Below are 20,189 nucleotides of genomic sequence, written 5' to 3' on the forward strand. Positions count from 1 at the left end.
ATGGAAAGAAAACTTTTTTTGAAACATCTGGCTGTCGTGGCACTGCTGCCTTCGCTAATGCTGACGGCCTGTTCGGAAACGCCGAAGCGGGCCGCCGGCAGCACAAAAAAGCTGACTTATACCTGTCCCATGCATCCGCAGGTCATCAAGGAAGAGATGGGCAGCTGCCCGATTTGTGGGATGGACCTGGTGCTTTTTGAAAAAAACAGCAATGAACAGCTGCTGGTGATCGACCAGCAGCGGCAGGCACTGGCCAATATTACCACTGCCGTGGTTGGAGAAAGCGGTCTTTCCGGGGCACGTCAGCTCAATGGCCGTCTGGTGGTCAACCCGGAAGCAAGCAACTATATCAGCAGCCGCATTGCGGGAAGGGTGGAGCAGCTCTACATTCGGGAGACCGGTGTGATGGTCAAAAAAGGACAGCCCCTTTACCAGTTGTATTCAGAGGAGCTGGCTACGCTGCAACAGGAATACCTGATGGCTGCAGCGCAGGAGAAACAATTTCCCGGCGACAAAATTGAACTGCAGCTGCTGGAGTCCGCAAAACAGAAACTGCTGCGGTATGGGCAGTCGCAGGCCCAGGTTGTGCAGCTCTTAAAAACACAGAAGAAAAGTCCTATGGTTACTTTTTTTGCGCCTCAGAGTGGTATTGTGGCAGAGCTTGCTGTTAACCAGGGTCAATATGTAACAGAAGGTGCTTCCATCATGCGCCTCGAAGGTTACGACACCCTTTGGGTTGAAGCGGATCTCTATCCGAATGAAGCCGCTGCGATCCAGCTGGGTCAACAGATGAAGGTGGTGATTCCCGGTTGGGAAGATCAGCCTCAGCTGATGAAGGTATCCTTTATCAATCCATCCTTACAATCGGCCACCCAGCTGAGCCAGATCCGCGGAAGTATCCCCAATGTCAACCACCAATGGCAGCCCGGAGCACAGGCAAATGTCTTTCTGCCACAGGTAAAGTCGGCAGGCGGGCTCAGCCTTCCTGAGGATGCAGTGATACAGGATGGAAAAGCGGCACACATCTGGGTAAAAACAGGGAAAGATCATTTTGAGCCACGAAAAGTCCGTACCGGAACAGCGCAGGAGGGAAGGGTCCTGATTACTGAAGGTTTGGAGAATGGTACGGAAGTGGTGATGACCGGAGCTTACCTGTTGTACAGTGAATATGTACTCAAAAAAGGTAAAAATCCGGTTTAGCCGGGTAAAAAAGAATCCGAAAACCAGATCAGAAAATAATGATGATGAACGTTGAAAATATAACGATGATTAACTATAACAAACTATTGTTCATGGCTGCGGTAATTACGATGATGGCCGCCTGTAAGAATCCGAAAGCTTCCGAAGAGGAAGTAGATACTGTTGCTCAACCTGCGTTGGTAACAGCACCTGCTGCCGGCTTTCATAGGGTGAGTTTAAAAGATGACCTCCTGAATTCGGTGTATACGCATTATATGAAGCTGACCACTGCGCTCATCGACGGTGATGTGGCGGAAGCGAAGGTCGCTGCAAATGCCATTGCGCTGGGTGCAAAAAATATGAACAAGGGCAATGAACTCGTGGCACTCAGCACAAAAATCATGGTTACTGACGACCTGGATGAACAGCGCATTGCTTACGCCTCACTAAGCAGGATCTTCATTGAAAGGGCAAAAACATCGGGAATGAACTCGGGAAAGCTATACGTAGCCTATTGCCCCATGGCTATGGACGACAAGGGGGCTTCATGGCTGAGTAATCAGCAGGACATCAGAAACCCTTATTTCGGCGAATCCATGCTGGATTGCGGGGCGGTGAAGGAAACCATAGACTAACTTTTTATAAGCTGGTTATTTCTTAAATACCAGCAATGGAATTTTGGTCATGGAAGCATATTCTGCGGAGATGCTGGACAGGAATAGTTTTTCAAAAAGTGTCCTTTTCTGCTGCGTAAACATAATCATCACCGACGGTTTATTGCTCACAATGGTTTTGTTGATGTTGGCAATTAAGGTCTGCTCATAATTTAAGTTTTCATAATGAGGGGTAATATTGTGGGCCGACAGCTCCTCATTCAGTTTCTCAAAGCGCTTTTCATCATCCAGGTAACTCATGGGTACCTTGAAATGCAGCAGCTCCACCTTGGCATCCAGGTGCTGACTGACATCAAGCACTTTCTTTAGCTCGTCCTCGAGGTTCATCAGGTCTGAAGCATAGGCAATCTTATCAATTTTAGACCTCCTGTAGTTGGCTGGCACCGTAATGACGGGAACTTCCGAACGGGTAATGAGGTTGGTGGTGGTGGAGCCAAACAGCTGCAGGCTCTCCCCATGTCCCTTTCTGCTGATGCAGATGTAGTCGAACTGGTGCTGTGCGGCATAATCCGTGATGCTGCGGTCGATGTGTCTGTCTTTCTTGGCCACACAAAGAATCTTGTGTGGTGACCTGCCGATGCTCCGGGATACAGAGTTCACAAATTTCATCAGCTCCCGCCGCACGATCTTCGTTTCATTGCGCTCTATGCTGCTGAACATGGAGTCTTTCCAGGATGTTGGACGCATGATTTTGTAAGCGTGATAGACTGTCAGCTGGTAGTCGTGCTGAGAAGCCAGCTGGATAGCAAAGCGAAGTGCTGCTTTAGAATTAGCAGATAAATCGGTGGTGACAAGTATCCTTTTCATAAAGTTAAAGTTAGTGGCCTGGAGGCACCTGTAAAATGACGGTAATCAGCCCTGAAGATGATCATTCTCAGCTTTAAAGCAGTCGTCTGTCATCCCTTGCGATGATTAGAGTCATTTTATTACCTATATGGTGGTGAGTATATTTACTGTTGATGTTTTTGAGCTTATGGGGTGATAAAATAACTGATGAGTCGATTAAATTTTATAAAAATGAAAACAATCTTGGTGCCCACGGATTTTTCGGAACAGGCAGAAAATGCCGCAAGATATGCGTTACATCTTTCTAAGACGCTAAAGTCTAACCTCAGGTTATGTCATGCTTTTTTTGTTCCTGCAGACGCGCCAATGGCGGCACGCATCGCCTGGCCGCTGTATGAATATTCTACCATGGAAGCCGCCACACACAAACAACTCCACCAGCTGGTTAAAAAACTGGCCTATAGCAATGAGGTAGTGTCCAACCTGCTCTCCTTTCAGCCTTCCATTGAATACAATGGTGTTGCCGGGGAGGTGATCCCGGTGATCAACGAGCTTGTGGAAGAAAAACGCATCGGCATGGTCATTATGGGGATGTCCGGCAAGGGGGACTATGAACATTTTCCGCTGGGCAGTAACTCCCGCAGGATGATTGAAGGTGGCAGCTGCCCCGTGCTGCTGGTGCCGGGATCATTCCTCTTCAAAGGCATCAAGAAAATCGCCTTCGCCACCGACCTCAACCAGGACGATGTGGAGCTGATCCACTCACTCGCCACCATCGCCAGTAAGTTTGATGCGGAGATCATTGTGATCCACATTTCTACAAAATACAAAAAGGATGAGGTGCTGGAACGTAAAGAGACGGCCTTCCTAAGAAACATCAGGGAGCTGACCAATTACCAGAAGATCTATTACCGTGAAGTGAAAAACAGTGACATCGACATGGGGCTGGACCAGCTGGGCAGAGATGGAAACATCGACATGCTGGCCATGGTACACCGCCCCAAAGGTTTCTTTGGCAAACTCTTCCAGGGTAGCCACACCAAAAGACAGGCAAACTACATCTCCATTCCATTACTGGTATTCCCTGCACATAAACGCACCAGTGCCACTGGCTTATCCAAAAAAATGTTGTCGCTTTATTAATATCCGAGCTGGCTCCGGGGGACAAACACATGGTCATCATGAAGAAATCTTCATTCTGTTGCTATTCGTATGTGTACCTTTAGGTAATCTAACTTTACCACTGAATAACGGTCTGTCATGAAGAGATTTCATTTTTTTGTACCCTTTCTCCGGGAGAATCGCAAAATTATTTCCAGTTATGTGTTTACACTTTTTTTCATTGCCCTGGCCATCTGGTTCCTGAAACAGGAAAGAGGGGAGATCAGGCAGGTGCAGCATTTGTTGAGCGATGTAGAATGGAGCTGGATGTTACTGGGGATCATTTTGAGTATCGGTTATGTTTTTATCCATGGGATGATGTACAGGGCTTCATTTGCCGCTGTTTCTGCCAGGATCAGCATTGGCGCCGGAACCTTACTTTACCTCAAAAGGAATTTCGTCAGTGTTTTCCTTCCCGCCGGCGGGGTATCCTCTCTTGCTTTTTTCAGCGGCCCCATTGAGCAGAAGGGGATCAGCAAATCGCAGATCAATTTTGCTTCCTCCATTTACGGCTTTGTCGGGATATTGTCCGTCCTTGTGATTGCAGTGCCTGTTTTTATCTATGCCCTGGTGGAGGGAAGCATCGGTTACGGAGAGTGGTTTGGCTTGTCGGCTGCCATGGTACTGGTTGCAGCGGTTTATTTTCTGTATCACGCTGTCATCCATAAAACCTCCTTTTACCGTTTTATTGTCAAATATCTCCCGGTGATTGAAGTATATGCCGGGGAGCTCCGAAACAATACCATTGAGCGGAGCAGCTTTCTGCATACCCTGTTGTACAGCATCCTCATTGAAGTGGTTGGGATTGTTCACATTTATATTGCCATGCTGGCGCTCCGGCTGGAGCCTTCATTGATGACGGCCATGATCAGTTATGTGGTTGCTGTTGTTTTTCTCATCATTTCTCCTTTCCTGCGGGGCCTGGGCGCTGTGGAGGCATCGATGACCTTCCTGCTGATCAGGCTCGGCTATTCCACCACTGCAGCGGTATCGGTCACCTTCGTGTACCGTTTTATGGAATTCTGGATGCCCATGTTATTGGGGGCCATGAGCTTTCTGCTGAAGATCAATAAACTGCTGATGCGCATCGTACCGGCACTGTTTTTATTCCTATTGGGCATCATCAACATCATCTCCGTACTGACGCCCGCCATACACGAGCGTCTACACTTTCTGAAAGACTTCATCCCGGTGGAAGCCATTACGGCATCGAACTATTTTGTGCTGATGGCGGGGCTTTTCTTGCTGGTGACGGCGGCTTTCATGTTGAAAGGGCTGCGGATGGCCTGGTATTTTGCCCTCGCTCTTTGCGTACTGTCGCTCGTAGGTAACCTGACCAAGGCCATCGACTACGAGGAAGCGATATTCGCCGTGCTGGTCATTTTCATACTGATGGTGTCCCGCAAGGAATACTACGTCAAGCACAATTCCAAATTGAGAAGCATAGGACTTCAGACGACACTTTTCAGTATGCTGGCCATCCTCATTTATGGCGTTGTGGGTTTTTATTTCCTGGATAAAAAACATTTCAATATCGATTTCAGCCTGATGCAGTCCGTCCGGTATACGTTGGAGAACTTTGTCCTGATCGGAAATGATGACCTTTTGCCAAGGGATGCTTTCGCCAGGGGATTTTTATATGCCATCAACATCAGCGGTTTTCTGTCCATCTGTTTCCTGATTTACACGCTGATCCGTCCTTACATTTCCAATATAGCAACTGAAGAAGAGGAGTTTGAAGATGCCAACCGCTATCTTCAGAAATATGGCAACTCTGCTGTCGATTATTTCAAGACCTACCGGGATAAGCTGATTTATACCATAGATGGAATGGAAGGTTTTATTGCCTATCGGATTGCAGGCAATTTTGCAGTGGTGCTGGACTGCCCGGTCACAGCTGCGGCAAATATGCCGCTGTTCATTCGTAGTTTCGACCAGTATTGTTTTGAGAGCGGAATGAAAAGCCTCTATTACCGTGTCTCCGAGTCTGCGCTTCCTGATTTTCTCGCCTTGGGTAAAAAGAAGCTTTTCCTTGGACAGGAGGGGGTGGTTGACCTTACCCGGTTCTCTCTGGAGGGAGGCAGCCGCAAGTCCATCAGAAATGCGCTTAAGAAGGTTGCAGATCAGGGTTTCCAGGCTAAAGTATACGAGGCCCCGGTAAAAGATGGGCTCCTGCAGAAACTCAAATCTGTTTCAGATGAGTGGCTGGAAGAGACAGACCGGGAAGAGATTGTTTTTTCTCAGGGGATGTTCAGCTGGGCGGAACTTAAAAATCAAACCATCATTGCCGTGGAAAACAGTGAGGAAAAGATTGTGGCCTTTATGAATGTGATTCCTGATTATGTGAACGGGGAAGGTACATATGACCTGATCCGAAAAACTAAGGATGCTCCCAATGGGGTGATCGACTTCATCATGGTGGCATTGTTTGACCACCTGAAACTAGCGGGATACCAGTCTGTCAATCTCGGTTTTGCACCAATGTCAGGACTGGCTGATGCGCGTAATTTTCCGGAGCGCTCCATGAAGTTTGCTTATGAAAAGATCAGCGCCTTTTCTCATTATAAAGGACTTCGTGCGGCAAAGGAGAAGTTTACACCGGAATGGTTCAATAAATACCTGATTTATGATCAGGATTACGACCTCCTGCAGGTGCCCGCAGTATTAACGAAAGTCATCAGGCCTTAGTGGATATACCCTAATGGTGAAGGATATACTAGTGTAGTGGAATTGGTCAATTGGTTGAATATATTGATAGAATGGAATGAAAATATTAAATATCTTTTGTCTGCTGTTCTGTTTGAGCGGCACTGCTTCAGCAGCCATCGAAACGGATACACTCAGTTATGCGGGGTTTGGTAAGATGACGGTATACCATCCTGAGGGGAGCCCCTCCTCTGTAGCGCTGTTTGTCTCGGGCGACGGCGGCTGGAAGGATGGAGTGGTGACCATGGCGCATTCGCTTGCAGCGCGAGGGGCACTGGTACTGGGGATTGATGCCCGGCGCTACAGCAGCCACTTGTCTAAGCTGAATTCGGACTGCCTGTATCCGGCTGCTGATTTTGAGCAGCTCAGCCTTGCCGTGCAGAAAAAATACAAGTTCAGCACGTACTACAAACCAGTGCTGGTGGGTTATTCTTTTGGGGCAGTCCTCATCTATGGAATACTTGTACAGGCTCCGGCAAATACATTTAAGGGTGCCCTGGCCCTGGGCTTCTCTGCAGATATCGACCTTAAAAAGCCGCTCTGCAAAGGCAATGGCCTGGAATCAAAAGTGCTGAAAGCAGGGAAGAGTTACGACCTGCAGCCAACAAATGGCCTTACGGCACCTTTTATCGTGATCAACGGAATGAAAGACCAGGTTTGTCCTTATCCTGCTACGGCGGATTTTCTGAAAGGCATGAAGAATGCAGAGCTGGTGGGGCTGCCCGGTGTCGGACATGGTTTTAGTCATACTGGCGACTGGATGCCGCAATTGAACACGGCTTATCAGAAAATTCTTCATGAGGCTGATGCCAGGAGCCAGAAAATGGTGCAGGAGCTGCCGCTGACTTTTATCCCTGTCGTAAAAAATGAACACCTGCCATTGGTATTTATGATCTCCGGAGATGGAGGCTGGACCAGCTTCGACCAATCGCTGGCCGAAGCGTTGAGTGCAAAAGGCATGAACGTCATTGGCCTTGATGCACAGAAGTATTTCTGGAATGCGAAGACTCCGGAGCGTACTGCGGCTGATCTTTGTAAAGCAATTCTATACTATCGCCAGCAAACTGATGAGCAGCATTTTGTGCTCGCCGGATACTCATTTGGAGCTTCGGTAGTGCCATTTGTTACCAGCAGGCTTCCCGCGGCTCTGAAACAGGATCTCAAAGGAGTCCTTTGCCTGTCGCCCGACGTGACTGCAGACTTTGAGATCCATGTGATGGACATGCTCAGTCTTGGCGGCAGCAGGGGGCAATATGACGTCATTGCGGAAATCAAAAAGACCAGCAACCCGGCAACGGTATCAATCTTCGGATCCGGTGAAGGCAACTCCATAAAACGCAGTTATTTAAACCATGGAATGAAAGTCATCACCATTCCCGGAGACCATCATTTTGATAAGAATTATGAACTACTCAGCAAGGAGATACTGAATGGCCTGGCACTGAAACCTTAGTCTACTTTTCTTCCATCTTTTTGAGTTTAGCGTTGATCTCCGCAAGCATTTGGAACTGTCTGGACTGTGCCTCGCAGATGGTTTTGACCTGCTCTTCCAGCAGCAGGTCCATTTTCAGGTGGAGCTTCCGGATTTCCATTTCTGCTTTGAGGTTGATCATGTAATCATTTTCTCCCCTCATCCTGTCTTTTTCTTCCTGCCTGTTCTGGCTCATCATAATGATGGGCGCCTGCAGGGCGGCAATGCAAGAGAGCACAAGGTTCATTAAAATGAAGGGGTAGGGATCAAAAGCAGCTTTCCCCGGTGCCAATGCATTGTAGCTGATCCAAAAGAAAAGGATACACATAAACCAGATGATGAACACCCAACTACCACCAAACCGTGCCACTCTATCGGATATTTTCTGCCCCCGGGAAATAAAGTCTTCCGGCGGGTTCAAAAGGTTGTTGACAATCAACTGCTCTTCCTCAATCGTATCCTGTACAATCTGGTGCAGCTTTTTAAGTTGGTTGTCTTCTTCCAACATCATTTGATTAATCGCGTTCTTTTTCATGGCTTGTAGCTTATTGCTGGTGTATGTCCATAAAAATACAAATATCAGGGCGTTGCTCAAACTTAGTTTGTGCGGAAACTTCATTGCTGTTCATTTGTTAGCTTTTTAAACCGATCCTTATATGAAAGCACTGTCAGCACCCCTTTCGTCCGGAGCCATCGCTTTAACGGTACTAGCTGTGGCCATCTTCGTTTTATCCTCCTGTAAGACCGGCCCGATTAACTTATTTAAAGCAGCCTCTCCTCATGAACAATATGAACGTAAACTGGTGAACAGCGGTCTTCATAAAAGTGCCATGGGGCTTTCCTGGATCAATGAAGGCAGGGAGCGATTGGAGAAAGCAGTGCCGATCAAGCTACCTTACCTGGAGAAAGGGTACTTTGCCGCCGAGGAGGTGGGGGCTGCGGCATTCAGTTTCCGGTTGACAAAAGGGCAGGAGCTGCAGGCAAAGCTCAGCCGGGTGCCTGCCGATGGGTTTATGATCTATATGGATTTATGGGAACTGCAGGACAACGGCACGCTTAAACTGCTTGCCGCGGCAGATACGCTTGGCCTCGCACTGAAAACTTCCATATCAAGGACGGCAACCTATGTGCTGCGGCTGCAACCGGAACTGCTCATCGCGGGTTCGTATACGTTGGAGCTGGCTTATGGCCCCTCGCTGGCTTATCCGCTGAAAACATCCGGCAGAAATCAAATTCAGAGTTTTTTTGGTGACGGCAGGGATGCGAACTCCCGGAAACATGAAGGTATAGATGTTTTCGCACCTTTAAGGACACCAGTGCTGGCCATCGCAGCGGGGACCATCACGCGGGTAAATGAGAATAACCTTGGCGGACGTGTGGTCTGGATGCGGCCCGACGGGCAGGATTATACGCTGTATTATGCACACCTGGATGAACAGATCGCCCGGGAGGGCGAGCGGGTAAACGTTGGTGATACCATAGGGCTCATAGGCAATACGGGAAATGCAAAAAACACTGCTCCACACCTTCATTTTGGGATTTATACCAGCGGTGGTGCAGTGGATCCGCTGCCTTTCATTGCCCCGGTTTCCATTAAGTTCAGAGAAGTTGCCGTCTCATTGGGCGTTCTTCATACCAGCATGCGTACCTCTGCAGCTGCAGTATTGAGTGATTATGCGCCAATGTCGGGGGCGGCAGCGCTGAAACAAGGAACTGTGGTACACATCAATGCGGCTACAGGAAATAACTATCGTGTGAACCTGCCCGACGGATCAATGGGATACCTCAAAGCCAGTCAGCTCGTTCCCGTCACCAGACCCATGGAACGCTATACCGTCAGGGAACCGGAAACACCGGTTTTTAGTCGCCCGACTACCATTGCAGCAGTAAAACAAACCCTCAAAGCGGGTGAAGTCGTCAGTATTCTGGGTACCTTCGGCGCTTACCGGTTGATCAGCGATGCCAATAAACAAACAGGCTGGATCAAATAATGATGAAGGTCATTTCTTTTCTTATCTCAAGTCAATGTTCGGTCGGGTTTTTAAAACTAGTTTTAAAAAAATTGATCCGTATCAACATTAACTAAAAATTATGATATTTACACTGGAATGGCTAATTGCCGTATGGGTATCACGCCAATTTAAAAAAGTATAGAATGACTAAATGCATGCTCCTTTCTGCGGCTTTGCTGTTATCCTTAACAGCAGGGGCACAGGATTCCCTGAAGATAAAGATTTATCCTAAGTACGACGAGGTGGGTAAGTTTCACCGCTTCCTGTTCGGGGAAAATTACAGAAAGGAATATGCCATGGAGACGATGGTGCCCATCATCAGGATCTCCAAAATAAAAGGAGGACTCAGCCCGATAAAGAGGGGCGGGGGAAACCAGACACATTCCCTGAGGCTGGAAGATAAAAATGGTAAGGAATGGGTACTGAGGACAGTGGAGAAATATCCGGAGATCCTGTTGCCCGTAGAGTTGCGCAAGACCTTTGCCGGGGATGCGATCAAAGACAATATGTCTGCCCAGCAGCCATTCTCCGCGCTGATTGTACCTACCATAGCCGATGCTGCCGGCGTTCCTCACAGTGAGCCCATGATCGGATGGATTGTTCCTGATGATAATCTTGGTGAATATGCGGAGGTATTTCAGAATACCTTATGCCTGCTTGAAGCCAGGGAGCCGGAAGGAGATACCGACAATACTTTTAAGATGCTGCGTAAGATGAATGAAGATGGTGATGTGAGTGTAGATGCAAAACTTTTTCTGAAAGCAAAAGCAATGGATGCCTTAATGGGCGACTGGGACCGTCATGAGGACCAGTGGCGCTGGAAGCCTGAGAAAACAGGGCAGGGAACAAATTATGTGGTCATTCCCCGAGACAGGGACCAGGTGTTCTATGTATCTCAGGGGCTGTTCCCGAGGATCGCGCAGGCCTCCTGGTTACTGCCCATGATCCAGGGCTACGAACGAAATATCAACAACATCAACTGGTTTTTCTGGGAAGGACGGAGTACCTATACCCGTCTGCTTGGACAGCTTAGCAAGCCTGAGTGGGATGCCGTTGTGACCGAATTCTGTAGCGCCATGACAGACCAACTTTTTGAACAAGCGCTGAGGAAGTTGCCGGAGCCGGGCTATAGCCTGCGTCACGACAGGCTGCTGGCGATGTTGAAAGAACGGCGTGCCACACTTCCGGCGATGATGGAGGAATACTATAACTTCATCAACCGCATTGTCGATGTGCAGGCCAGCGATAAAAATGAACTCGTTATGATCAACGATGCTCCCGGAAAAAGCATGGAGGTCAGCATAAGGAAGATAGCCAAAGACGGCCAGTTGAAAGACCGGACTTTTCATAAGGTCTACGATCCTGAGCTGACTAAAGAAATAAGGGTATACCTGAGGGACGGAAACGACAGTCTGGTAGTGAACAATAAAACATCCGACATCAGGCTCAGGGTAGTTGGCGTGCATGGTCAGAAAAATTTCCATGTTGAAAACTCAAAAAGCAGGATCCCACTATATGTAGAGGAACGGGATGTTCATTACAGCGGCAATACATCGGTATGGAGAAAACACCTCTCCAATGATACTTCAAATACGCACTACGTACCCACAGACTTGTACACGCGCAAGATGACCCTGTTGAACCTGGGGTTTAATGCAGATGACGGCGTGCTGGCAGGCTTATCCTTTAAGGTGATGCGCCCGGGATTCAGAAAATTGCCCTTCGGAAATGTACATTCTTTCTCGTTTCTGCATGCCTTTAAAAGTGAGGCTTTCAACTTTAAATATACCGGAGAATGGTTTGAAGCTTTGGGTAATGCGGATGTGACTTTACATGCTAATGCCTACGCGCCGGAAAATTCGCAGAACTTCTTCGGGCTGGGGAACGAAACTCCTTTTTATAAGACGGGAAATTTTGTGCGTTATTATCGCGCAAGGTTCAGTCTGTATGAACTCAATCCTGCGGTACGATGGCATAAGGAACACTTTACCTGGAGCGTTGGCCCTGCCTTTCAATATTACCGGTTCAATAAGGACGACAATGGGGGGCGATTTATCAACGATCTGGCGGCACTTCATTCACCTGACAGTGCGCTAATCAGTGCCGATAAGCTTTACGCGGGAGTGATGGTTAACTTTGAGCACAACACCAGGAATAATGAGGTGATCCCGTCCAGGGGTACATACCTTTTCAGCAGCCTGAAAGGATATACCGGGATCAATGAAGACGCCAAATCATCGGTTCAGCTGGAAACCAGCTTTTCATTTTATAAAAAGCTGGATGCCAGCGGTCGTTTAGTGCTTGCCAACCGGACAGGGGGAGCGCTGACTTTCGGAAAACAGGCTTTTTACCAGTCCAGCTTTTTAGGGGGACAAGGAAACCTGCTTGGCTATCGCGCGTTCCGCTTCGGCGGCCAGCATAGCCTCTACAATAACCTGGAGGTCCGGGCGAAGGTGGCTAACTTTGACGGGTATATCCTGCCGGGGCAATTCGGCTTGACAGGTTTCTTTGATACAGGTAGGGTATGGGTCAAAAACGACCGTTCGGACGTATGGCACTACAGCTATGGTGGAGGGGTTTACTATGCACCGGCAATTCTGGCCGTGATCCAACTGCAGGTGGCCAATTCCGAAGAAGGTACCTATCCATATATCACCATGAAATTCAGATATTAGCATGCGGTGCTGCGGTCAGTTCTGAAAATATAATTTTAGCAATGGGGCTATTGCAATAATTTATATATACATTTGTGCTTTAATTATAATAATAATACAATGCAAGAAGGAGTAGTAAAATTTTTCAATGAAACTAAAGGTTTCGGATTTATCATCCCTAATTCGGGAGAAAGTGAAATCTTTGTTCATTCAACTGGCCTGTTGGCTGACATTCGTGAGAACGATAAAGTTACTTATGATGTTGAAGAAGGCCGCAAAGGTCTAAATGCAGTAAATGTTAAGGTGATTTAAATTTCCTCAATATAAATTGTGAAAAGAGGGGGTCTGAAAAGATACCCTCTTTTTTTTGCTTTATTTTTTGGAAGCTTATTCAAAAGGAGCAGTATTGAAGATCTACTTTGATGCTTGTTGCTTTTTTAAAATGTTAAGACTTGTCAAACAGCTGCTCCGCCATTTTGCGGTCGTGACCATAAACATCATCCCTGAAATTCAGTAAGCCATCCTCATCCACCCAGCAGGTAAAGTAGGTGATGAACACCGGTACCGGGCTTGACAGCGCCACCCATACTTCTTTTTTACCACTCATCGCTTTGGCGATCTTTTCCTTTGTCCAGCCGCTCTTGCCATCCAGGAGGTATTCTGCTAAAGCTGCAGGCTGTGAAAGCCTGATGCAGCCATGACTAAAGGCTCTCTTTTCCTGTGCAAATAATGATTTTGCAGGGGTATCATGAAAATAGATGTCATAACTGTTTGGGAAGAGGAACTTCACACGGCCAAGTGAGTTGTTGTCGCCAGGTTTCTGACGCACCTCCGGCAGTCCGTTGCTGAAACCTGTCTGTTCCATGTTTTTTGAGGCCAGGTAATTCCGGTTCCTTTTCATCGCGGGCAGAACCTCTGCACGAACAATGCTTGCAGGGATGTTCCAGTAGGGACTGAAGACAATGTTTCTCATTTTATTGCTGAAGATCACCGTTTTATTAGCCGCCTTCCCAACTACTATACCCATGTTCAGGACGGTCTTGTGATCTTCAAAAACATGGAGCCTGTATTCAGGGATGTTGGCCAGCAGGTATCTGCCATCAGGCATCTGCGGCATCCATCGCATCCGTTCCATATTGATCAGGATCTGCTTGATGCGTTGTTCCAATGGCACGTTAAGTGCTTTAATTAGCGCTTTGTTGATATTGCCGTTCTGGCCCATCCCATACTGGCCCTGGGCGCGTTTTACCGATGCACGCAGGGTGCTGTCGAATACAGAAGAGCTGTCTTTAAGTGTGGAGTCTCCGAATTGAATGAGTCGCAATCTTACCTGCCGCACTGTCAATGCGCTGTCCCCAATGCGGTAGACTTTCAACTTTCCGCTGCTGATGTCTTCAAACTTACCTTCCTGTTGAAGCTGATAATAGCTGGTCAGTCTTTTCTTCATCCATTTGTACTCCCTGTTCACGGGCTCCCAATCTTCAGCAGCCGTTTTTTTACCGGACATCAGTGAGTCCAGCAGGGCAGCAGTATTCAATTTCTTTCTTGGGATGTGCCATTGCAGCACCTCGGGGTCGACCTTTCCCTCGTATGCAGTACTTACATAATTGAAAAAATGTTGTGTCAGTTGGAGGTCCAGGTGCGCAAGGCTGGTGTCTGGTTTCCGGAAAACCGTATCCTGTTTCATCAGGAAGTCCATCTTTTGATACAATTGCGGATCCAGCACGGTGCTGTCGCGGAAATGGCTTGCGTAATCCTTATTCAGCATGTAGAACATGCGGGCCTGCTCGGTTAACCCTTTCTCTGTAATCCAGGCGAACTGGAAGTTTCTGCTGTTGTAAAAGTTTCTGAGGTATTGTGCGGCACTGTCTCCAAGTTTCGCCTGACTGATGTAATCTTCCATCTGGAGGCTGTCGACGGCCAGGCGCGTAACGGCATTTTTGGGCGTGATGCTGACATCCCTCGCTATTTTAACTACTTTTTTCCTGCCGCACATGGTGAGCATTAGCGGAATGAGCAGCAGCAAGAATGACCATTTTTTCATAGGGTTAATGGGTTAAGACTAGACTTTCACCTGCTCGTCAATGCTCAGCAGGAAAGCTTCAATCCTGAGCACAAGCAATTTTGGAACCGGTTTTACAGCAATCTTTGTCAGCGTCATTTTACCGTGATCAGTGCTGTTGTATAAGGTGCCTTCCTTTTCATTAAATAAAAAGCGTCCTTGTTTGAAAACACGCTCTGACCCGAAAAACTCATCTTTCATGGAGATAAATTGCAGTGGGTATACCCTGTGGGTTTTCTTTTCATAAAGAAGCCAGTAGTAAATTTTTGAAGGGTCTGTTACGCCTTTAGGCTGACTTCTTTTAATTTCAATAATGGAGTTAAATGGATTATCAAAGAAAAATATTACAGAAAAGGTTTTGGGCATTTTTTAGTGTAGTGCTATTTGATATGAGTTATTGTATTCCCGCGAATATACCAGTACAAATGTTAAAAATAAAGTCTTATGTCATCTGATTCGCAGAAATAGGCTTTATGCTGTATTTATTTGTGATAATTTTCATTCCTTTACAATTAAGAACAAAACAATAACCATAATTGATAATGAACGAGGACTTATATCTTCATATTTTTAACAAGCAAAATGACATTGATGAGGTACCTTCCAACGAGGTCATCGCTGCCTGGGCATTGAACGTACTGAACCTTCTTTTTCCGGAGCGTGCAACTTGTATGAAGTATAGCCTGGAAGAAATTCACAGCCGATTTGCAGCACTGGAAAATGAACTTACAGAGTTGCTGAATGCGACAACAGCTTGCGATGACTGTAACAATGAGCTGGTATCCAAGAACTTTTTCAAGAGTCTGCCGGCACTTTATCATAAGATGAATACGGATATCTCAGCCATCCTGACGGGCGATCCTGCTGCGAAAAGTGAGTTTGAGATCATCAGGGCTTATCCCGGTTTCCTGGCCATCTCTTTGTTCCGCATTGCGAATGCCCTGCTGCACCTGGATATTCCATTGATCCCGAGGATTCTGACGGAATATGCGCACGCGCATACAGGGATAGACATCCACCCAGGGGCGACGATTGGAGAATACCTTTACATCGATCATGGAACGGGAATTGTGATTGGTGAAACAACGGTGATTGGCAATCATGTAAAACTCTATCAGGGTGTTACGCTGGGTGCTCTGAGCGTGGAGAAATACATGGCCAATCAGAAACGACATCCCACCATTGCGGATCATGTGATCATCTATTCAGGGGCAACGATCCTTGGAGGAGATACGGTCATTGGTCACGATTCCATCATTGGTGGAAACGTCTGGCTGACGAGGACGGTACAGCCCTATTCCACGGTCTATCACCAGTCGGCAATCAAAGTTATTGACACAAAAAACAAAGATTAACATGGGTAACATCATAGAATTTGTCGGAAATACACCATTGGTGGAAATTCAGAAATTAAATAGCAATCCAGGGGTAAAGATCTTTGCCAAACTGGAGGGTAATAATCCGGGAGGCAGTGTGAAGGACCGTGCGGCACTGAATATGATACGCAGTGCAATGGAACGTGGTGAGATTACCAAAGGAACCAAACTGATTGAAGCGACTAGCGGCAATACAGGGATTGCACTGGCCATGATAGCCAGCATCTTCGGACTGGAAATAGAACTGGTGATGCCATCAAACTCCACCAGGGAGCGTACGCTGACGATGGAAGCTTATGGCGCCAGGGTCACGTTGCTGGAATCTATAGAGGTATGCCGTGACTATGCGGAAGAAAAAGGGGCGCAGGATGGGTATTACATTTTGAACCAGTTTGCAAATCCTGACAACTACCTGGCCCATTACAAAACTACCGGGCCTGAGATATGGCGCGATACAGAACATAAGATCACTCACTTTGTGAGTTCCATGGGCACCACGGGTAGCATCATGGGAAATTCCATGTACCTGAAAGAACAAAATCCGGACATTCAGATTGTCGGCTGCCAGCCAACGGAAGAATCATCCATTCCTGGCATCCGCAGGTGGCCGGAAGCCTACCTGCCAAAGATTTTCGATCCAACGCGCGTAGACCGTGTCATGGATGTTTCCCAGGAGGAGGCCGTTGCCGCCACAAGGCAAATGGCAAAGGTCGAGGGCATATTTGCCGGAATGAGTAGTGGCGGAGCGCTGTCCTGTGCCCTGAAGCTGGCTGCGGAACTGGAGGAAGGGCTGATTGTGTTTATTGCTTGTGATAGGGGCGACCGCTACCTGAGCAGCGATCTGTTCGGATAGTATCGCCGTCTGTTCTTATTTGGTGTCTTCTTGTTCTTCTGTTTCTTCCAGTTTTCCCTCTTTGTTTCTTTTAAGGGCAACTTTAGGTTGTTCCTGTGTTCCGGTGATGCTCAAAGGAATACCGATGATGCCAAAAGGAGGTAAACCCAGTCGGCCGCTCATGTTCAGTCGTCCATCGAAACTGACCTGCCCTTCAAAACGAGGCCTGAAGCCTGCAATGCGCATCTTGAAACGTTCGATGGTGATGATGTTGTTCTTGATGGTTGTTTTGATGTTTACCGTTGAGACATCAGGGTTGTTGAGACTATCGCGGCCTGTGGCCTTACTCACTGCATTCATCATTTTGAAACCCATCAGGCTTACTTTCTTCACAGAAAGCACACCGCCGCCCTTCAGCGTAGGAAACACAGGGTACATCTCCTGGTTCAGTTTGCCTGACAGCTGGTAGTCGAGCCCGATAATGCCTTTTACCTTTGAGGCAGAAGTGGCCATCTCACGGAACAGCCTGATCTCTTTATAGGCCCTGGCCACATCAAATTCGCTGGCGAGGATGTGGTAATTAAAAGTTGCCGACCGTGGGTTCAGGCTCTTATAGGTGGCATCCATCGTCACCGGCGCACCAATCAGTTTGAAGCCAGTCTGGATCAGTGACAATGTACCATTGTTGAGTGTCATCGTGCCTTTGGCATCTTTAATTTCCAGGTCATTGTAATATACTACCGCTGAATTTGCCGACAGCTTTACGTTCAGGTTGTCGGGGATCATGATGACACCTGCAGGAGCAGCGGAGGAGGGGGCAGCACTGTTGCTGTAGGCCATGAACTCATCGGCATAAATGCGGTTACTGAGGAAGTTAAAATTGCCCGTCAGCTTCGCGTTGTCTGCCAGCACATAGTTGATGATGTTGCTCATGTAACCATTGACACTGAAGTCTGACTTCCCATAAACGGCCTGGAAACGCTCAAACTTCATCTTATCCTGGAAAAAAGAAAATACGCCATTTTTGATGAGGAAAGGTTCGGGGAAGAGGTCTGAGCGCAGGTTGAGTCCTTTGACCACCATACGTCCACTATTGTTGAGTTTGCTGTACCTGCCGGACATGGCATCGCTCTGCAGTCCTTTAAAGGCCACATCTGTATAAATGGATCCCTTTACCTGATACCCCTTTACCGCAAAAAGCTGGTATAACTTTCCAATGTCGATGCTGCCTTTTGAGCTGATGTTGTAAGCCACATTGTCGAAGTTCCTGATGTCCGCTTTCAACAGGAAAGGTTCTCCACCCATGCTGAAGGAAATGGGCCTGATGTTCAGCTGCGTACCTTTTAAAGCACCATCTTTGTTGACCAGCTGTCCGTCGATGACAATTTGTTCCAGTGCCTGGTCAAACGATGCGGTTTTGATGCGTCCATTGTTCAGCAGGATGCTGGCCTGTGTAAGTGGGAATTTCTTTTTCAGTTTGCTGTAACCGCCTTTGCTTTGCAGGTCAAGGTTCAGGTTGCCACTCAGCTCCAGTCCCTCTAGCGGATAGAAGCTCTTGATTTCTGCAAAGTTGACATGGATTTCAGAGCGATATCCACCGGCATGGTTTTCGCAGTCTGAATCCTTGCATGACCGCGGATGTAATTGCTCAATGCCTGTATGTTGAGGTCTGTGATCTCGAGGACCGTATTTTTATACTGTCCGTCGGTGTTGCTGCCGTTAATGTGGAAGTTGATCTTGTCGATTGCTGTGGGCAAAGCTGCATATTTGAAGTAGCCATCTTTCATGGTAGATTTCAGCCTGAACTTCGGAATGGTAGAAATGACAGTATCCACCTGTCTGAGGCCACTTTTAACTACTTTTTTGGTATATTTTCCATCTGCCTGCAGGTTCAGCTGGTAACGTCCCCTGAGCTGCTCCATACCGAAAATTTTGCTCCATTTGTCGAGGTCTATGGCAGCCCTGGTGTTGATATGGACTTCAGGTTCTTTAATGCCTTTCAGTTTGAAGATGGAATTCACGTAGTCGCTGCCAATATTGAAATAAAGGCTGTCCATATTGATATAAAGACTATCCGGATTCAGGCCTGGTACCTTTGTTTGCAGGTTGAGATACAGGTTGGTGATGCCCTCCGGGGCTTTCGGGTTCATAATTTCGCCGTCACGGATTTTCATGCTGAAGGCAGCAGTGGGCATGATGTTCTCTTTGGCATTGTATTTCCCGATCAGTGATGCTTTGATTTCTGCATATCCTTTGATGTTTGTCTTTTCCATCCTGCTGGCGATTTCAGGTGGAAGGGCGGAGAAAATATTATGAAGGTCTGTTTCTTTCGCCTGTGTTTTGAAGTTGATGTCATAACCGTCTTTCAGAAAAGAGAATTTTCCCTTGAAACGTATGGGCAGTGAATTGATTTTCAAATCGTTTTCATTAAACAGCAGATCCAGGGAATTGGTATTGATCTTTGTAACCAGTTTGGCATTGAGACTTTTGTGCAACAAATAAGGTGTCTTATTGTAATAGACGTTGATGGTATCAATGTCAGCTTTACTTTTAAGGTCAAATATCTCGTTACTCAGGTCGCCTTCACCGGCATAACTGAGGCCCTTTGCACTGATCATCATCGGGATGGAGCGGTCGTTGTAAACGAGGTTGCTTTTGTTGATGAAAATGCCCTGTATTTTAATGGCTGTCTGGCTGCTGTCTTTTTTTACGGAAGGATTGTCCTTGCTCTCGTAAACATTGTAGTTGGCATTTCCTTTTTCGTCGACCTCAATGTTGATGTCTGCCTCATCCACAAATATTTCTTCAATTTTAACCTGATCGGAAAATACGGTGCTGAGGTCTACACCAAACGAAAGTTCTTTAGTATGGAGCAAGGTGTCTTGCTGAAAGGGTGCGGAGCCTTTTAACGTAAAGTTATGAAGGCTGAAGGTCAGTGAGGGGAAGTGTCTGAAAAAGGACAGGCTGGTGCTTTCGAATTCCACTTCACCCTTGATGCTTTGATTTACCCATTTTTTGACCTCATTGGAGATGGTCTTCGGTAGTAAGTAGGGGATGATCAATAAAAGAAATAGCAGGGAGATGAGCGTGATTCCGAAAATTTTAAAGGCCTTTTTCAATTGGATAAGGTTAGATTTTTTAGGTTACAAAGATAATTTTTTATAAGTTCAAACTTGTATTTTTTTGTAGGTGCGGTGCCTGTTTTTTGTTAAAAATTGTTAATCTGCAGACATGTTGTTGTCAGATGCCGAATCATTTTAAATTCGCAGGCTGCTG

The 20,189-nt window shown here is 47.1% G+C and carries 16 protein-coding genes; 10 read left to right on the forward strand and 6 right to left on the reverse strand.

The annotated features are described in order from the left end of the window. Complete coding sequence (locus PBAL39_RS11495; protein ID WP_039866481.1) at positions 1–1,200, forward strand: efflux RND transporter periplasmic adaptor subunit; 1,200 nt, start codon at positions 1–3, stop codon at positions 1,198–1,200. A 65-nt stretch (positions 1,201–1,265) separates the two neighbouring features. Further along, entirely contained in the window at positions 1,266–1,814 is a 549-nt protein-coding gene (locus PBAL39_RS11500) for a DUF3347 domain-containing protein (RefSeq protein ID WP_039866454.1), read from the forward strand. 15 nt (positions 1,815–1,829) lie between these two features. On the opposite strand, the gene PBAL39_RS11505 is transcribed toward PBAL39_RS11500, so the two are convergent. Beyond that, the gene (locus PBAL39_RS11505; RefSeq protein WP_008241545.1) at positions 1,830–2,660 is read right to left on the reverse strand and encodes a universal stress protein; all 831 of its coding nucleotides are present in this window, start codon (positions 2,658–2,660) and stop codon (positions 1,830–1,832) included. Between the two features lie 210 nt (positions 2,661–2,870). Here PBAL39_RS11505 and PBAL39_RS11510 point away from each other — a divergent pair, with 210 nt between their 5' ends. The 3 genes from PBAL39_RS11510 (at position 2,871) to PBAL39_RS11520 (ending at position 7,959) form a co-directional block, all read left to right on the forward strand. Beyond that, a complete protein-coding gene (locus PBAL39_RS11510) occupies positions 2,871–3,782 on the forward strand; it encodes a universal stress protein (RefSeq protein WP_008241547.1) in 912 nt (303 codons plus the stop codon). Between the two features lie 117 nt (positions 3,783–3,899). Then, positions 3,900–6,488, forward strand: coding sequence for a bifunctional lysylphosphatidylglycerol flippase/synthetase MprF (mprF, locus tag PBAL39_RS11515; RefSeq protein ID WP_008241549.1), 2,589 nt, complete (start codon positions 3,900–3,902; stop codon positions 6,486–6,488). Between the two features lie 76 nt (positions 6,489–6,564). Beyond that, a complete protein-coding gene (locus PBAL39_RS11520) occupies positions 6,565–7,959 on the forward strand; it encodes an AcvB/VirJ family lysyl-phosphatidylglycerol hydrolase (RefSeq protein ID WP_008241550.1) in 1,395 nt (464 codons plus the stop codon). A gap of 1 nt (position 7,960) precedes the next feature. Here the strand turns inward: PBAL39_RS11520 and PBAL39_RS11525 are convergent, their stop codons facing one another. Continuing rightward, positions 7,961–8,512 carry a DUF1003 domain-containing protein gene (locus tag PBAL39_RS11525; RefSeq protein WP_039866484.1) on the reverse strand — a complete coding sequence of 184 codons (552 nt, stop codon included), beginning with the start codon at positions 8,510–8,512 and terminating at the stop codon, positions 7,961–7,963. A gap of 121 nt (positions 8,513–8,633) precedes the next feature. Here PBAL39_RS11525 and PBAL39_RS11530 point away from each other — a divergent pair, with 121 nt between their 5' ends. The 3 genes from PBAL39_RS11530 to PBAL39_RS11540 all read left to right on the forward strand — a co-directional run bounded on the left by PBAL39_RS11530 (position 8,634) and on the right by PBAL39_RS11540 (position 12,955). Beyond that, on the forward strand, positions 8,634–9,968 hold the full coding sequence (locus PBAL39_RS11530) for a peptidoglycan DD-metalloendopeptidase family protein (protein WP_008241552.1): 1,335 nt from the start codon (positions 8,634–8,636) through the stop codon (positions 9,966–9,968). 164 nt (positions 9,969–10,132) lie between these two features. Then, positions 10,133–12,664 carry a BamA/TamA family outer membrane protein gene (locus PBAL39_RS11535; protein ID WP_157274000.1) on the forward strand — a complete coding sequence of 844 codons (2,532 nt, stop codon included), beginning with the start codon at positions 10,133–10,135 and terminating at the stop codon, positions 12,662–12,664. 99 nt (positions 12,665–12,763) lie between these two features. Then, positions 12,764–12,955, forward strand: a complete 192-nt coding sequence (locus tag PBAL39_RS11540; RefSeq protein ID WP_008241554.1) for a cold-shock protein — start codon at positions 12,764–12,766, stop codon at positions 12,953–12,955. A gap of 133 nt (positions 12,956–13,088) precedes the next feature. On the opposite strand, the gene PBAL39_RS11545 is transcribed toward PBAL39_RS11540, so the two are convergent. After that, positions 13,089–14,687, reverse strand: coding sequence for a murein L,D-transpeptidase (locus PBAL39_RS11545; protein WP_008241555.1), 1,599 nt, complete (start codon positions 14,685–14,687; stop codon positions 13,089–13,091). A gap of 18 nt (positions 14,688–14,705) precedes the next feature. Next, entirely contained in the window at positions 14,706–15,071 is a 366-nt protein-coding gene (locus tag PBAL39_RS11550; RefSeq protein WP_008241556.1) for a hypothetical protein, read from the reverse strand. A gap of 176 nt (positions 15,072–15,247) precedes the next feature. Between PBAL39_RS11550 and PBAL39_RS11555 the strand changes: the two genes are divergently transcribed. Together PBAL39_RS11555 and cysM are read left to right on the forward strand one after the other, a co-directional pair. Then, positions 15,248–16,060, forward strand: coding sequence for a serine O-acetyltransferase (locus tag PBAL39_RS11555; RefSeq protein WP_008241563.1), 813 nt, complete (start codon positions 15,248–15,250; stop codon positions 16,058–16,060). Position 16,061: 1 nt separating this feature from the next. After that, positions 16,062–16,934 (forward strand): cysteine synthase CysM, encoded by an 873-nt coding sequence (cysM, locus tag PBAL39_RS11560; protein WP_008241564.1) that lies wholly within the window; start codon positions 16,062–16,064, stop codon positions 16,932–16,934. A 15-nt stretch (positions 16,935–16,949) separates the two neighbouring features. On the opposite strand, the gene PBAL39_RS11565 is transcribed toward cysM, so the two are convergent. Beyond that, a complete protein-coding gene (locus tag PBAL39_RS11565) occupies positions 16,950–18,218 on the reverse strand; it encodes an AsmA-like C-terminal region-containing protein (protein ID WP_008241565.1) in 1,269 nt (422 codons plus the stop codon). 233 nt (positions 18,219–18,451) lie between these two features. After that, positions 18,452–20,032: an AsmA family protein gene (locus PBAL39_RS11570; protein WP_008241567.1), complete on the reverse strand. Its 1,581-nt coding sequence runs from the start codon at positions 20,030–20,032 to the stop codon at positions 18,452–18,454. Between the last annotated feature and the right edge of the window lie 157 nt (positions 20,033–20,189).

It is taken from the genome of Pedobacter sp. BAL39 (assembly GCF_000170795.1).
Lineage (GTDB): Bacteria > Bacteroidota > Bacteroidia > Sphingobacteriales > Sphingobacteriaceae > Pedobacter.

Bases quoted from the DNA above. Each gene is read 5' to 3' on its own strand.
- PBAL39_RS11495 (WP_039866481.1), top strand. From the start codon at position 1: ATGGAAAGAAAACTTTTTTTGAAACATCTGGCTGTCGTGGCACTGCTG.
- PBAL39_RS11500 (WP_039866454.1), top strand. From the start codon at position 1,266: ATGATTAACTATAACAAACTATTGTTCATGGCTGCGGTAATTACGATG.
- PBAL39_RS11505 (WP_008241545.1), bottom strand. From the start codon at position 2,660: ATGAAAAGGATACTTGTCACCACCGATTTATCTGCTAATTCTAAAGCA.
- PBAL39_RS11510 (WP_008241547.1), top strand. From the start codon at position 2,871: ATGAAAACAATCTTGGTGCCCACGGATTTTTCGGAACAGGCAGAAAAT.
- mprF (WP_008241549.1), top strand. From the start codon at position 3,900: ATGAAGAGATTTCATTTTTTTGTACCCTTTCTCCGGGAGAATCGCAAA.
- PBAL39_RS11520 (WP_008241550.1), top strand. From the start codon at position 6,565: ATGAAAATATTAAATATCTTTTGTCTGCTGTTCTGTTTGAGCGGCACT.
- PBAL39_RS11525 (WP_039866484.1), bottom strand. From the start codon at position 8,512: ATGAAAAAGAACGCGATTAATCAAATGATGTTGGAAGAAGACAACCAA.
- PBAL39_RS11530 (WP_008241552.1), top strand. From the start codon at position 8,634: ATGAAAGCACTGTCAGCACCCCTTTCGTCCGGAGCCATCGCTTTAACG.
- PBAL39_RS11535 (WP_157274000.1), top strand. From the start codon at position 10,133: ATGACTAAATGCATGCTCCTTTCTGCGGCTTTGCTGTTATCCTTAACA.
- PBAL39_RS11540 (WP_008241554.1), top strand. From the start codon at position 12,764: ATGCAAGAAGGAGTAGTAAAATTTTTCAATGAAACTAAAGGTTTCGGA.
- PBAL39_RS11545 (WP_008241555.1), bottom strand. From the start codon at position 14,687: ATGAAAAAATGGTCATTCTTGCTGCTGCTCATTCCGCTAATGCTCACC.
- PBAL39_RS11550 (WP_008241556.1), bottom strand. From the start codon at position 15,071: ATGCCCAAAACCTTTTCTGTAATATTTTTCTTTGATAATCCATTTAAC.
- PBAL39_RS11555 (WP_008241563.1), top strand. From the start codon at position 15,248: ATGAACGAGGACTTATATCTTCATATTTTTAACAAGCAAAATGACATT.
- cysM (WP_008241564.1), top strand. From the start codon at position 16,062: ATGGGTAACATCATAGAATTTGTCGGAAATACACCATTGGTGGAAATT.
- PBAL39_RS11565 (WP_008241565.1), bottom strand. From the start codon at position 18,218: ATGGGTGGAGAACCTTTCCTGTTGAAAGCGGACATCAGGAACTTCGAC.